The following is a 13,521-nucleotide window of genomic DNA, read 5'->3' on the forward strand; positions in this document are numbered from 1 at the left end:
CTTTTCCCGCTTCCTTTCGGCTGCAACAAAAAACCCGGGGATTTCCCGGGTTCCTTCATATGGTTATTTCACTCCTGCCGGTGCTAAAAATAACTCAATTTCATCTGCGGCTTTCTCGGCTCCTCCTGCTTGTTTAATGTGCTCTTGCATGTCCTTTACGCGTTTCAGGACATCCAGGTTACCGTCCGTCTGGGAGACGGCTTCCCGCAATGAAGCAACTGTTGTGTCCTCCGGCTGCAAATGCTTGCCAAGCCCGAGTTCTTCGACGCGGCGGGCAGTGATTTCCTGTTCAATCATTTGCGGGATGGCAACAAGCGGTACACCGGCATTCAATCCTTCCATCGTACTGTTCATACCCCCATGGGTGATGAAAAGCTCCGCTTTCTTCAGGATTTCCAGCTGCGGAACGCGCTGATGAATCGAAAAGTTATCAGGTATGTCGTCAAAGCTTTCAGGATCGATTGTCGCGCCGACAGCCATGACCACCTGCCACTTCGTGTCCCTGAATGCTTCTATGCACATATGATAAAATTCCGGCCAGGCATTGAACGCCGTCCCTAAAGAAATGAGCATGACAGGACGGCCGCTGTCCGAAATAACCGGCGTGTCTTCTTCCTGAAACTTGCGTTTGGCTAGAGAAGGACCGACAAAAGAAAACCGTTCATCAAACGTTTCGCCGTAAGGCTGAAAAGCACGAGGCATAAAGACAATGTTCAATTTTGCCGGTTCGAACATCTCTTCAAAACTAAATGACGGAAGATTCGCATTTTTCAAAGCGGCTTCTTGCTCAGGCGTGAGCTCGATCTTAAACTCTTCAGACATTGATTTGAATGAAAAATGTTCGTTTTGTGCATATGAAGAACAAAGGCGAACCGCCTCTATTCCAAACTTCTCAGCCAGCATTTTTCCCGCCATGGCCATAAAGTCAAAAAGGATGAGGTCAGGCTTGTCGTTCTCATAAAGCGCTTCAAGCTGAGGAAGAACCTCCTCCATTTCTTTCATAAACATCATCGGAGCCTGCGTCATATCTTTTTTATTTTTCATCAGCTCCCGAATTTGCTGCGGATCGATATTTAAAGTTGAGCGGTAGTTAAGCGGCTCTGCCCCAGTTTCCTCAACAGCTTTCACAAACTCATCCGTTACCGGATATGTTACCCGATAACCGCGTTTGACAAGGCTTGCCGTTAAAGCAAGCGTCGGATTAATATGCCCGTGAGCGGGAATATTAAAAATCGCGATATGTTTTTGGCCCATTTTTTAACCTCCCGTTATTTTTCGCTTCATAACAGTAACGATGATTTTAAATCTCTTTCACTATGTTAAACAACATATTATAGATAATAAAGGAAAAACCCTTCAAAATTAAATTAAAATTAAAAAATACTAATATAGTCCTTTTTCTCACAAAAAAACACCGAACTTTAGCCCTTAGTTTAAGGCCACACTCGACTTTATTCCCCTTTTCGTTACCGTCGACTTATATTTCAATCGTTTTAAAACAAAAAACATCCGTCAAAACAGCACTCGTTTTAACGGATGTCATGAAATTGCCATATTTTAAATTTAGTTTAAATTATTCTGTAAATGATGGTAAATCCAAAAAAATTTTTATAATGTTATTTTGTCGCGCTTCCTGCTTCATTTCCTTTCAAAACTATCGTTTATCGTTTCCTTCTCATCATAATTAGATATGAAAGGACTGTTGTTATTGGTATATACAGCGGAACATCTTGATGATTATTTAATGGAACAAGCATCCAACAATCATTTTCACGGCAGCATTTTGCTGGCGGACTCAAACGGTATTCTGTTATCGAAAGGATACGGTTATGCTAATTGCAAGGACAAAGTGAAGAATAAACCGTCTACACGCTACCAAATTGCTTCGCTGACAAAGCAATTTACAGCCATAGCGGTCATGCAGCTGCAAGAAAAGGGGCTGCTTCATACAGATGATCCGGTACAAAACTATTTAGAAGGCTATCCGAACGGGGACAGCATTACCATCAAACATTTATTAAGCCATACGTCCGGAATTCCCGATTTTCTAGAGGATGAATTGCTCGATATTGAACTGGAGCGCGCACCGTTAGACCAATTTATCGGCCGTTTTATTGACAAGCCGCTCGAATTTCGTCCGGGACAAAGGTTTAATTACAGCAATTCAGGATACATACTGCTCACAAAAATCATTGAAACAATCACAAATGAAGCTTATGGAGACGTCATTCAACAACTGATCTTTGACCCTTTAGGCATGAAAAACTCCGGTTTCTTCACTTCTCCGGAAGATATTTCGCCCACAGTCGGATATTTATGCCTGAATCGCGAAATGATCAAAGCGCCTATCGTATACGGCTACGGGGAAAGCGGGCTGTATTCAACCGTTGAAGACTTGTACTTATGGGACAGGGCGCTTTACACTGAAAAGCTTGTCACAAAAAGCGCTTTGAAAGAAGCGCTTTACAGCTGTGTCAAAAAACCGGCTTTTGCAGCCGAAGGCCCTTCTCCGGCACTCATTCAAAACAATTCGATCGGATACGGATGGTTTATTAATCATCAAAACAAGTATAAAATATGGCATGATGGAGAAATCCACGGTTTTATCAGCTCGATTAACCGATACATGGATGAGAAAAAAGTGCTGATTATGCTCAGCAATTGCAACCTGTCAAAAACAGACGAAATTTCAGAAAACTTGGAACAAGCTTTATTGCAAATGTAGAAGCTAAAAACAAAGAAAGGCAGCGGGAGCGGTATGATCAGAAAACTATTCACTATCATCATCATGGCAAGTATCATCGCGATCGGATTCGTCTTTAAAGATTCCTGGCTCGGCGTAATCAGGGACGGAGGCGTTTATTCGGTGCTATTCAGCATGCTGCTTGTGGCAGCCTGTGTATTTTTCCCAATCGTCCCGTTTGCGCTCATTGCCGGATTAAACGGCGCTTTGTTCGGAATCGCAAACGGCGTGCTGATCACGCTGACAGGGTCGATGCTCGGCACCATGCTCCTGTTCTTCCTCTCACGTTACGGATTCAGAGATTTGGCTCGCAAACGCTTAACGAAATACCCGAAAATGAGCGAATATGAAGCCTATTTTAACCAAAATGCTTTTACAGCCGTACTATTGGGCAGACTGATCCCCGTTATCCCCGCCGTTGTCATGAATATTGTCTGCGGTTTAAGCAAGGTGAAATGGGCTGTCTTTTTCGCGGCTTCGACACTTGGAAAAATCCCTAACGTTCTCGTCGTCTCTATCGCAGGTGCCAATTTCAGTGAAAACAAGCTGATCTCTATCGGTGTCTACGGCTTATACATGGCGATCATCGCGCTTGTCATCTACAGAAAGTATCCCCATCTGACTCAAAAACATAAAGAGACGAAACAGACAGGGAAACCTTCTTGACCCGCTGAGGCGGCAATGATAGCCGCCTTCGTTTTTCAGTTGAACGTCAGCCGATTACAACAGCCGTACCATATCCGATGAGTTCGGAGGTACCCTGGCCTGCAGATAGTTCGAACCTTAGACCGACGATCGCGTTTGCTCCGAGTTCTTCAGCTTGATTCACGAGCCGTTCCCTCACAGCTTTTTTCGAATCCTCAAGCATTTGGGTGTAATTTTTTAATTCTCCGCAAATGACCGACTTCAATCCTGACAGAATATCTTTTCCGATATTCCGCGACTGAACGATGCTGCTGGTGACAAGCCCTTTGACTTCGACGATATTTTGATTCGCGATTGTATCTGTTGTGACGATGATCATTAATATCCTCCCTTTTCCTAAACTTACTAGCTACCATACCATATCCGCCGGAAGCGTGCAGTTATTTATCCATCATATCGGCTGGATTTTTAAAATGTTAAGTTTTTCATGCAAAGTCTCACCATGCTGCATAGCCGGACCGTTTTAATCGCCGGCTTTAAGAAAAGGCTGCCGCTTGCCGTGAGTCAAACTGAACCAAGCCAAAAAAGAGAATCGTATATAGAATTGAGGTAAACGATGTATAAAGAACGGATGGAAGAATGACAAAGAGCACTCTTGGATACTAATATTTGCGATTACACAATTGATGAATTTGATAGAAATACACTTGCTTTAAAATAACTTTTCGGGAAGTTGATTATATCAATTGTCCAGTTTATTTTGATACAGATAGAATTAGACTTGTATCGCCTGAGGGTACAGGGTACAGGGTACAGTGCCCGCTTGAAAAAGAAGATTTAATGATTGTCTTTGACCAAGATGTTTTAAACACTTTTTATTTTGTTATCTGTCAAGATTTCGAATTTGAAATGGGTCTACATGTAGCTCAATAGAAGAAAAACCTGCTTTTTGCTTTTTATCAACATGCTTCGCAAATTGGAAAATGAAAAAATTTATTAAGTTATTCTCTTGAAACATGGCATCAAATGAAATTGAAGTTTCCTAACTCATTTATGTTCCGCTTCAACACTCTTTCATCCCAGTTGATTCTTCTTCCACTTTCTTATTTTAGTCCTGAAGCTTTTAAATGGACCCACAGAGTTGATGTGAATGAACCTTATAGCAGGCCACTTCGGGTTTTCACCTGTCCAATTCAAAGTACCTTGGGTGAATAATTCTTCATCCGTGAGCGTATCAATCCAAGACTGAAGTTGCGCCTCTGCTTTCTTGAATTCTTGGCGAAGCTCAGTTAACGAAAAGTGAGCATACAGATCGTAAAAAGATTGATAAAGAGCCCCCAATTGGTTCCATTTATAATGAGGAGAGGGAGTTATAACGGTTTTCCCCAAGCGCTCATCCTTGTCCCAGCTCATCAACAGGTTTAACCATCCGAGCTGATAAGCAAGGATTTCCCCTGGCGTTCGATCTACATCTCGATCCCGAACATCTCTAAACTGATCGGGGATATCGTCAAACTCCCCATCTAGTAACAAATAGCGCTTATGAATTTCTTCTTTTAAATGTTTCTTGGACTCGTACACCGTAACCCCTTCTTGATATCAACTATAGTGTACACGAATTGTCCGCCTTATTTTAAAAACAAATCATGAACTTTTAATAAAGAACAGTTTGCGAGACTTCCCTTACATTGCATGTATATTGAATTTATTCAACGATTTCCGCATCAATATGAGGTAATGTGAATCGACCTGCTCGCGAATATGCAATAGTCAGTCCGTCAATTTCAAAGGTGCCGATGCTTCTTTTCATCACGTTTCAGAAAATCCATACAACATAAAAAACGGCTGGGCTGTTCCGCCCAACCATTCGAATATGTTAAGATTTTTTGCGTTTGCAGGTCCATAAATAAAGCAATCCGCCAGCCAATATAAAGACTGTGAATATGGCAAACGAGCGGCTGAATACAGCGCTTGCGGCATTGTCCATTGATGGAAGCGCAAAATAGCCGAACCCGCGCACTGCCATCAAGCCTCCTGCAAATGCGACGCCTATTCCTTCAGATAAAAAACAGGCAAAATTCAGCATCCCCATTCCAGCGCCTGCAGCCTCTTCTTCCAAGCTTTCAGCGGTACTGTTGGAAATCGCCGTTTTTACAAATGAAAGACCGCCGAATATAAACACGAGCATTATCGTCATCAACCATGGTGTCCGGTCACCGAACTGTGACGCGGCCGCCATGGCTGCCAAGATCACTAACCATCCAACAGTAAAAACAAACCGGCTGCCGAAGCGATCTGTCAGGGCTCCGCCCGCGACGCCGAAAAAGATAACGCCCACACTACCCGGAAGTATAATGCCACTCCCGGTCATATCGGCATTTAAGTTGAACAAGACTCTCATCATATAAGGAACGACAGAGACGATTCCCGCAACGCTTCCCAATACAGTACACCCTGCCAAAACGACGCCTATATATCGGCGATTCTTCATTAAAGACCGGTCAATAAACGGATGTTCCGCATATCGGGTATGAACCGCAGCCCCAATCAAGCAAAAAATGCCCGCCGCTAAATAAAAGACATGATATAGCGATATATATACAGCGAACATCACAATGCTGATTGTCAGCAGTCCGATCCCCATGATATCCAGATTTGCTTTTGCAGCGGCTTCAGCAGGCATATTTCTGAGGAAGAAAGGTATCGACATCAGCGCCGCCATCGGAAGAAGGAACAGAAACGACCAATGAATATGATGTACAATCATTCCGCCGATAGCCGGACCTATTCCCTCACCCATTGCCACCAATGATCCAACAAGGCCGAACGCTTTGCCCCGGCCCTCCGGACGGACATAGCGCGTAATGATGACCAGGATAAGCGCGGGTACAGCGGAAGCCCCGGCTCCTTGAACATAGCGCGCAAAGATCACGGCCGGGAAATAAGGTTGAGCCAAAAGACCTATTAACGAACCTCCGCCATAGATGATTAGTCCGGCCACAAACAGCTTTCTGACACCGTACATATCAGAAAGCCTGCTGTAAACGACCGAACCGGCAGCAAAGGAAATGATAAAACTCGTATTCACCCAATTTGCCGCGGCAGGCGACACGCCAAATTGATTTCTTATATCCGGCAATGCAACATTAAATACGGTTTCGTTCATCACACTGAAGAAAGCGACAAAGCTAAGCCACCAAAACGCCTTCTTTTGATGCTTGAAGGACTGCGTTTTACTGTTTTTCAATTGAATGATACCCCCAAAATTATAGGGGAATCACGCAGTTTATAGGGTTAATGATGCGCTTTCCCCTCAAATGTTAACCCATTTATTTTTTTGCACTTCATCATTCATGCGCCTCCTCATTTGATTTTTAAATTATACAATTGATCAACAAAGGGATCAATGTAAGGAACATAAGCTGAACTTTCACATTGCAAAAAAAGGCCAATGAAGAATACCGGTGCAGTACCCTTCATTGACCTTTATTCGTGACATACTGAGCAAGCCAGCCTTGTACTGTGCTTTTCCGACAGCTTAATCAAATTCCCTGTTTAAATATTTTTTCAGTTCCTTTTTTTGTTTTTTAGATACGAGGATATATAAAATATCGCCTGATTTAATTTTCGTTTCTCCGTGCGGCGTGACCAAATCTCCGTTTCGGATGATCGCATTGATCAGGGCGTCTTTCGGAAAGCTGATGTCTTTCAGTGCCTGCCCGGTGATGGCTGTTTGGTCATCGACTTCAAATTCGATAATTTCGGCGTTCGCCTTGCCGATAGAAACAAGCTCCAGCGAATGCGGTGCTTCGACTTTCTGCGGTCCGTTCAATTTCAATTTTTCTGCGAAGACCGATATGGTTGACCCCTGGATCAAAGCCGATGTTAAAACGACGAAGAATACGACATTGAAGACCAATTGGCTGTTTTCAAGCCCCATTGTCATGGGAAATGTTGCGAGAACGATCGGAACGGCCCCTTTTAATCCGGCCCACGACAAGAAGATTTTTTCGTTAAAATGAAAGCCCATTTTGATGGTCGACAGAAAAACGGCAACCGGCCTGGCGATAAAAATTAAAATCAGCGAAAGCAGGAAGCCTTTGAAAATGATGTCGAAAGATAAAAATTGGGCAGGAAAAACCAATAATCCCAGAATAATAAACATCAAAATCTGCATCATCCAGGCAAAGCCTTCATTAAACCTGAAAATAGAATGTCGGTAAGTCAAATCTTGATTTCCGATGACAAGCGCGGCAATGTAGACGGCAAGCAATCCGCTCGCCCCGATGACATCTGTAAGACTGTAGGTAAGAAGCGCAAAAGCAAGCGCAAAGATCGGATAAAGTCCGCTTGAATCCAAGTTGATTTTATTGATGGCAAAGCTGGCGAACCGCCCGAGTAAGTATCCGAGCAAAAGCCCCATTCCCATCTGCCAGAAAAATGAAATCACAAGCATGAAATAAGATGAATGATCAGCCGTCAGCAGCTGGATGAGCGATAACGTCAAAAACATCGCCATCGGATCATTCGTCCCCGACTCTGCTTCCAGTGTGGAGCTCAATCTGTCTCTAATATTCTGGCCTTTCAAAACGGCGAAAATCGCGGCCGCATCTGTAGAACCGACAATCGCTCCGAATAAAAAGCCTTCCATCCAGGAAACATTAAAAATCAGCTTGGCCGCAACCGCAACCACACAGGTGGTCAGCAACACGCCAATCGTTGCGAGCGACAATGAAGGAACGGCGACCGCTTTGATTGAAGACCACTTTGTTTGCAGGCCGCCTTCAAAAAGGATGACGACGAGTGCGATAATTCCGATCAGCTGGGCTAGCTCGGGATTATTAAAATAAATAATTCCGAGACCGTCGCTTCCCATGATCATCCCGACAACTAAGAACAATACGAGGGCAGGAACTCCGAGCCTGGTCGAAAATTTTGTTGTCAGTACACCGATAATCAGCAATAAGGCCGCTAATAAAATAAACTGCTCCATATTAATGTGTTCCAACCATTTATCCTCCTCCCAATCTTAACCGATACTGGGGCTGTCCACCGTTCTTTTACCCGAACCGGCACCTTCATAAAACGTATGTAACAGACGATGTTCGTGTATGCTCGTTATGGGACCGTCCTTCAGCCTTCACTCTGTCCGTGAAACTTTGTGCCTGCAATCGCAATAATCCCAATAATGATTGCGATTGGAATCCAAATCACGGCAAACGGATGCGCAGGCTCAGCAAGTGCGGCGATGACGGCCCCCAGGCAATAGAGCACAATCGTCAAAGCGCGAAGCCATGCGTCCTTATGGATGACCTTTTGGTCGTTTTTGCTGAGGAACCGTTTTGTCACATCTTCGAAAAAGTTTGCGAGCGTCCCCGTTAGGACAGTAGTGGAAATCCCTGCAATGCCGAGCTTTCTGGCTGCTGTGGTCTGAAGCCCCATCGCCATGCTTAACAGCAAGATCAAAAAGTGTGGCGAACTTTCATAGAAAGTCAGACAAGCAAATAGAAGCAATACGGCTGCTTCAACAGCAAGTGCAATCGTGACGCCTGACGGCCAGAACGATTTTTCCTGTTTTCCGACAATGGCTGCTGAAATAATCACGCCGATGATAAATCCGAACAATGCGATCAGCGAGTACACGGCGGTCGCATGAAGAGAATTGCCGATTGATAATCCTAACAGTACGATATTCCCGGTCATATTAGCAGTAAATACGTGACCGATACTTAAGTACCCAATCACATCTACAATACCTGCTGTCAAACAGAGAAGCAAAAGCATGATGTTTCGATCATGAGCAGCATTCAATGTGATTCAATCCTTTCGAAGCTATTCTGCCCGGCGGAATGTTAAGCCATTCCATCCGGTATGTCATGAGCCTTTCCTAAGGGAAAACTCGTTTCGGGGGCTTTTTTTATTGTTAGAGAAAGAGGGGGTCTTAACGAAAAAATGCGGGCGATCCGATCATGCACCTCAGCAAAACACTTATCGCTCATCGTGTTACATCTGCCATTCAATTGTATCATAAGCATTAAAATTTTTTATAAATGAAGTTCTTAAAAACTTGTTTTTAATAAATGGGAACACACTTCTTACTGTTAAGGAAGCAGGCGCCCGGCGTTTATTGCATGATCCGTCTGTTTGCCTAAATAAAAACGAACGAGCCGCCTTTTAAAAGCGACTCTTCCCCCATTCCTTCAATACTTGCAAAGTTCATGTTACACGCGGAAGGACTGATTCACTTCATATGCCACCCGTATTCCCGATTCAATCGCTCCCTGCATCCACCCGTGAGTGAGGGAAGCGTGCTCCCCGGCGAAATACACCCTTCCCTCGGGCGTAGGAATATAAGGATACAGCTCCAATTCCTGACCAGGTTCGAAAGCTGTAAATGCTCCCGCTGAAAAAGGATTTTGCGTCCAACTGAAAGAAGCGCCTGATACAAACTCAGAATACACGATATCTCCATATATTTTCGCTAAATTTTTCAGCGTATAGCGGATCCGCTCTTCTTCCGGCTGACTGTGTCCCATATCAGCGCTTCATCAGCCCACGTATAGCTCGCTAAAATAACAGCATGCCCGTGTGCCCCTATGCCGCTGCTTGGGTAATATGAAAAGCGAATCGGCAAATCGGTAATGGATCTGCCGCCTCGCTGCCCGACTCTTTCCCAAAACCTGCTCTTAAATTCGATTCCTATTTTTGTCGCGGCAATATAGTTAAGCTCCCGAATCGCTCTCCGCTTATGGTAGGAAATCGAATCAAACGGCTCAAATGTCACAAATCGCAAAGCTGAAAAAGGAATGGTTACGATTGCGAAATCACTTGTCAGCGCTGAATGTTCTGCCGACTGTTGGTGGATACAATGGGCTGTCACATCGTGTTCAGTTTGAGACATTTTCATCAATTTTTGACGGAACAAAATATCGGCCTTTAATTGCGGAAGAAAAGCTTGTATCAGCAGGTCCATGCCGCCTGTAATCTCATAGAAACGAGACGGCGATGTAAAAAAGATCGATTCCCTCAATACTTCCACAAGTGACAATCCCATGTACGCTTCCATATCCAAAAGTACACCAATCATATCAATGGCGCCGTTTGAAAAATGAGTGTTGAGAAAAGAACCCAACGATTCCTTCTTGTATTGTTTTTCAACAATATTCCAATTTCTCGCCGGATCTTGGCTGATAAAATTGAGGATAGGCTGCAGAGCAGAAAGCATCAGCTGTTCAGCCGTTTTTCCCTGCTCATGGGGAGCAACGGGGAACCTTAAAACGCCCGGATGTCTTTCAAACTCATGAAGACGGGTTTTCACGCCGTTGACGTAAAGAATATCCATGGGGGTTCTGTTGATAAACTCATTGACAGGCAGATTAAATTTCTTAATGTATTCCATCGTTAAAGTATGGATATCGGGGATGCGCATCGGACCGGCATTGAAATACAACCCTTCGCTAAAGGGCGCACGGGAAGTAAAAACACGCCCTCCCGCTCTGTCATTTCCTTCTACAATCGTCACTCTGTGCCCGGCACTCTTTAATAAAGACGCTGCGACAAGCCCGGACAGCCCGGCACCAACGATCATCATATGCTTAGGATACTGTGTTGTTTGAAGGCCGTTCCTAATGAGATGAAGCATGTCTCCCTCAGTTAATTGAAAATTCAATTTACTCAGCGCCCTTTTCGGTGGATTTATTGCACTATATTCTGTTTAAAGGGCGCCAATCACCATTTTCATCCTCTCTGCACGAAGACTCCGCATGAGGGCGCAGTTGCAAATGGGTCAACTATTTTAAAAAATGTAAATCAATATCCTATACCGAATTTATAAAGTGACATAGGATAAACTATGTATCTTTAGGGAGGTGAAACATATGAGCGGAGGTTACGGATACGGAAGCGGTTTTGCTTTAATTGTTGTCCTGTTCATTCTCTTAATCATCATTGGTGCCAGCTGGTTCGGCGGTGGTTATGGAGGCTATTAAGTTCGTTCCGTTTTAAAAGCGATAACCTATGACCTTCTCCTTATTTTACATGTTCTCCCCTCTCGCTTATCGCTATTGACTCCATTATGAAAGGCTCTTTATAAAAAGAGCCTTTTTTTAATCAATACAGGAAAACGCGCCTCTATTGAGCTTCGCTTTGCTCTAAAGAAACACTATTTCCCCCTATGCTTTTGTTTCGCTTTTTGCTTTCTGAGTAAATACTTTTGTTCTTTTTCCTTTTCCCGCTGCTCTTTTGTCAGCCGCTGTTTCTTTCGTTTTCTGGCATCCAGCTCTTGTTTTATCGCTTCTTGCGCCTTGTGAGACACACCGGCATTCTTCAATTCTTTAGACACTTGCCGCTGCAGCCTTTTCGGATTGATTTTGCGCAGGCGGCGTGCGTCCAGCCTAACTCCTTCCTGTTCTGCTTGTGACAGTGCCTGTAAAAGTTGATGATGAACAAAATGCAATACTTCCGAATCCTTCGGCTCTTTGCCAAACAAATGCCGGACGGCTCTCAGCTTACCTCCAATCACAACTTCAATGACTCCTATCCAAAACTGACCATCATAGTAAACCGTTAATTTCATAACGATTCCCTCCTCCATCAACATGTACTTCAGAGAATGACGGACATCCCGAGGAGGGGAAGGTTACTGGCATGATCAATCATGCATCCGGACTACCAACCGAATCGTGTTTTTTCATTCTCCGCTAAAAATTTTATCAATTTTTCCAGTTTAGGAAAAGGGGTAAAGTTCTTTTGTATCAATATATTAAGACAGAGTTAATCGAATCATAGAGAGACCCTGCCCGTTTTTGAAATCTTGTATCTAAAGCAGATCAGTTTCAAAATGACGCGAATTGCAAGGATATAAAACCATTTTCCTTTCAACCAAAAAAGAAAAACAGAATTTGGTTGTCTAGTGTATAATATAACCTGTACATAAAAGCTTTGCTCACTCAAGGGAAGTCTTGCTCCCCCTCATTGAAAGGGGTGATGCATATGACAACATTTGAAACAATCTCATTAATGATTGCTTTCGGCATGTTAATTGCCGTGTTGTCAAAAAAAGGAAAATAGACCTCCCTTGAGCCTGGAAACTTAAAGGGATAGGTCTATCACTTAGATCCTATGAGCAAGCCCTTGGTGGGCTGCTTTTTTGTACACTGACTCGACTGTTGGCGCAGTCGGGTCTCTTTTAGTTTATGCATTTTCAAAAAAAGAAATACTTGTGTTAACCAACAGTCAGTTGGTTAAGTGGCGCTTCTAATGAGATTATAACACATGTTCCTTTAAAGTTTCTCCTATTTGTTATCAAAAAATCAACGTTATGTTTACTTTCAAAATCACGTAAAGGTGCGGCTGGATAAACAAGCTGCTCAGATTTCATTCGTTTAACCTCTTCTATTTGCTTTTCACATGAAAAAGAGATAAAATGATTGACAAATCGTAATAATTACGTTTTATGTGCCGTCTTGAAAGAAAGGCCATATAAATAAACAACCAAAGGCCGCAAAAAAGAAAACGGCAAGAGAAGGCAGAAATATAGAGAGCTTGCGAAAGGAGTGAAAAACTCAAGGTGACGATGAAATACTGCGGGGGTTACCGGGGCCTTCTCCCCGTTGGGTATCACCTTTCGGGACAGTTATCGACCGGGGCTGCCTATATATTCATTCTTAGTTCTTTATCATTTTACCGTTTGCAAATCGTAATAATTCTGTTTTACTCGGAGGGAAGATACATATGGCGACATGGGACTTAAGTCATACGAAACATCATATCTTTATCTGCAACGGCAGCAGTTGCAATCGGGTCGGGGCTGAGGAACTGACTCAAGTGATTCGGCAAGAAATCTCAGACCGAGAGCTTGACGATGTCATTCATACAACGCGCACGCGGTGTAATGGTAGATGCCAAGATAAGTGCGTGGTCATCCACTACCCGAAAGGAACTTGGTATAAAGATCTAAAACCTGAGGATGTCCCCCTCCTGATTGACTCGCTTTGTACCAATGAAGATTATCAAGAAAAAGCGAGCCATTTGTATGATGGTCAACGTTTCGAGCGTTCACCTGGCGTCATCGCCGGAGTTCCAAAAGACAAAGAAAAAGTAATCAAAGTATCGAAAAAATTGTAAATGGAGTC

General features: G+C 43.6%; 12 protein-coding genes and 2 pseudogenes. 5 read left to right on the top strand and 9 right to left on the bottom strand.

The window, feature by feature from the left end; genetic code table 11:
* Positions 1–63: 63 nt before the first annotated feature.
* Positions 64–1,254 carry a macrolide family glycosyltransferase gene (locus tag QMZ64_RS10050; RefSeq protein ID WP_265627021.1) on the bottom strand — a complete coding sequence of 397 codons (1,191 nt, stop codon included), beginning with the start codon at positions 1,252–1,254 and terminating at the stop codon, positions 64–66.
* 454 nt (positions 1,255–1,708) lie between these two features.
* On the opposite strand from QMZ64_RS10050, the gene QMZ64_RS10055 reads away from it, so the two are divergent.
* Positions 1,709–2,725 (top strand): serine hydrolase domain-containing protein, encoded by a 1,017-nt coding sequence (locus tag QMZ64_RS10055; protein ID WP_265627022.1) that lies wholly within the window; start codon positions 1,709–1,711, stop codon positions 2,723–2,725.
* Positions 2,726–2,758: 33 nt separating this feature from the next.
* The gene (locus QMZ64_RS10060; protein ID WP_243940399.1) at positions 2,759–3,409 is read left to right on the top strand and encodes a TVP38/TMEM64 family protein; all 651 of its coding nucleotides are present in this window, start codon (positions 2,759–2,761) and stop codon (positions 3,407–3,409) included.
* 46 nt (positions 3,410–3,455) lie between these two features.
* Here the strand turns inward: QMZ64_RS10060 and QMZ64_RS10065 are convergent, their stop codons facing one another.
* The 6 genes and pseudogenes from QMZ64_RS10065 to QMZ64_RS10090 form a co-directional block, all read right to left on the bottom strand.
* Positions 3,456–3,767, bottom strand: coding sequence for a YbjQ family protein (locus QMZ64_RS10065; RefSeq protein WP_301441291.1), 312 nt, complete (start codon positions 3,765–3,767; stop codon positions 3,456–3,458).
* A gap of 695 nt (positions 3,768–4,462) precedes the next feature.
* Positions 4,463–4,969: a ClbS/DfsB family four-helix bundle protein gene (locus QMZ64_RS10070; protein WP_265627023.1), complete on the bottom strand. Its 507-nt coding sequence runs from the start codon at positions 4,967–4,969 to the stop codon at positions 4,463–4,465.
* Between the two features lie 295 nt (positions 4,970–5,264).
* Positions 5,265–6,635, bottom strand: a complete 1,371-nt coding sequence (locus QMZ64_RS10075) for an MFS transporter (protein ID WP_301441292.1) — start codon at positions 6,633–6,635, stop codon at positions 5,265–5,267.
* Between the two features lie 291 nt (positions 6,636–6,926).
* Positions 6,927–8,396 carry a potassium/proton antiporter gene (locus QMZ64_RS10080; protein WP_165427015.1) on the bottom strand — a complete coding sequence of 490 codons (1,470 nt, stop codon included), beginning with the start codon at positions 8,394–8,396 and terminating at the stop codon, positions 6,927–6,929.
* 125 nt (positions 8,397–8,521) lie between these two features.
* Complete coding sequence (locus QMZ64_RS10085) at positions 8,522–9,199, bottom strand: YoaK family protein (RefSeq protein ID WP_075754416.1); 678 nt, start codon at positions 9,197–9,199, stop codon at positions 8,522–8,524.
* Positions 9,200–9,609: 410 nt separating this feature from the next.
* Positions 9,610–11,030, bottom strand: a pseudogene (locus QMZ64_RS10090) (flavin monoamine oxidase family protein).
* A gap of 235 nt (positions 11,031–11,265) precedes the next feature.
* On the opposite strand from QMZ64_RS10090, the gene QMZ64_RS10095 reads away from it, so the two are divergent.
* Positions 11,266–11,376, top strand: a complete 111-nt coding sequence (locus tag QMZ64_RS10095) for a YjcZ family sporulation protein (RefSeq protein ID WP_020451477.1) — start codon at positions 11,266–11,268, stop codon at positions 11,374–11,376.
* Positions 11,377–11,549: 173 nt separating this feature from the next.
* On the opposite strand, the pseudogene QMZ64_RS10100 reads toward QMZ64_RS10095, so the two are convergent.
* Positions 11,550–12,036: pseudogene (locus tag QMZ64_RS10100) on the bottom strand (YjdF family protein).
* Between the two features lie 343 nt (positions 12,037–12,379).
* Between QMZ64_RS10100 and QMZ64_RS10105 the strand changes: the two are divergent.
* Positions 12,380–12,457, top strand: a complete 78-nt coding sequence (locus QMZ64_RS10105) for a putative holin-like toxin (protein ID WP_301441309.1) — start codon at positions 12,380–12,382, stop codon at positions 12,455–12,457.
* 154 nt (positions 12,458–12,611) lie between these two features.
* On the opposite strand, the gene QMZ64_RS10110 is transcribed toward QMZ64_RS10105, so the two are convergent.
* On the bottom strand, positions 12,612–12,767 hold the full coding sequence (locus QMZ64_RS10110; protein ID WP_265627026.1) for a hypothetical protein: 156 nt from the start codon (positions 12,765–12,767) through the stop codon (positions 12,612–12,614).
* A 353-nt stretch (positions 12,768–13,120) separates the two neighbouring features.
* Between QMZ64_RS10110 and QMZ64_RS10115 the strand changes: the two genes are divergently transcribed.
* Positions 13,121–13,513 (top strand): (2Fe-2S) ferredoxin domain-containing protein, encoded by a 393-nt coding sequence (locus QMZ64_RS10115; RefSeq protein WP_265627027.1) that lies wholly within the window; start codon positions 13,121–13,123, stop codon positions 13,511–13,513.
* Positions 13,514–13,521: the final 8 nt, after the last annotated feature.

The sequence above is a fragment of the Bacillus sp. LB7 genome (assembly GCF_030449715.1).
In the GTDB taxonomy this organism is placed as follows: Bacteria; Bacillota; Bacilli; order Bacillales; family Bacillaceae; genus Bacillus; species Bacillus paralicheniformis.

What these genes read in the sequence shown, in the direction of transcription:
- QMZ64_RS10050 (WP_265627021.1), bottom strand. Translation starts at nt 1,254, where the DNA reads ATGGGCCAAAAACATATCGCGATTTTTAATATTCCCGCTCACGGGCAT.
- QMZ64_RS10060 (WP_243940399.1), top strand. Translation starts at nt 2,759, where the DNA reads ATGATCAGAAAACTATTCACTATCATCATCATGGCAAGTATCATCGCG.
- QMZ64_RS10065 (WP_301441291.1), bottom strand. Translation starts at nt 3,767, where the DNA reads ATGATCATCGTCACAACAGATACAATCGCGAATCAAAATATCGTCGAA.
- QMZ64_RS10095 (WP_020451477.1), top strand. Translation starts at nt 11,266, where the DNA reads ATGAGCGGAGGTTACGGATACGGAAGCGGTTTTGCTTTAATTGTTGTC.
- QMZ64_RS10105 (WP_301441309.1), top strand. Translation starts at nt 12,380, where the DNA reads ATGACAACATTTGAAACAATCTCATTAATGATTGCTTTCGGCATGTTA.
- QMZ64_RS10110 (WP_265627026.1), bottom strand. Translation starts at nt 12,767, where the DNA reads ATGAAATCTGAGCAGCTTGTTTATCCAGCCGCACCTTTACGTGATTTT.
- QMZ64_RS10115 (WP_265627027.1), top strand. Translation starts at nt 13,121, where the DNA reads ATGGCGACATGGGACTTAAGTCATACGAAACATCATATCTTTATCTGC.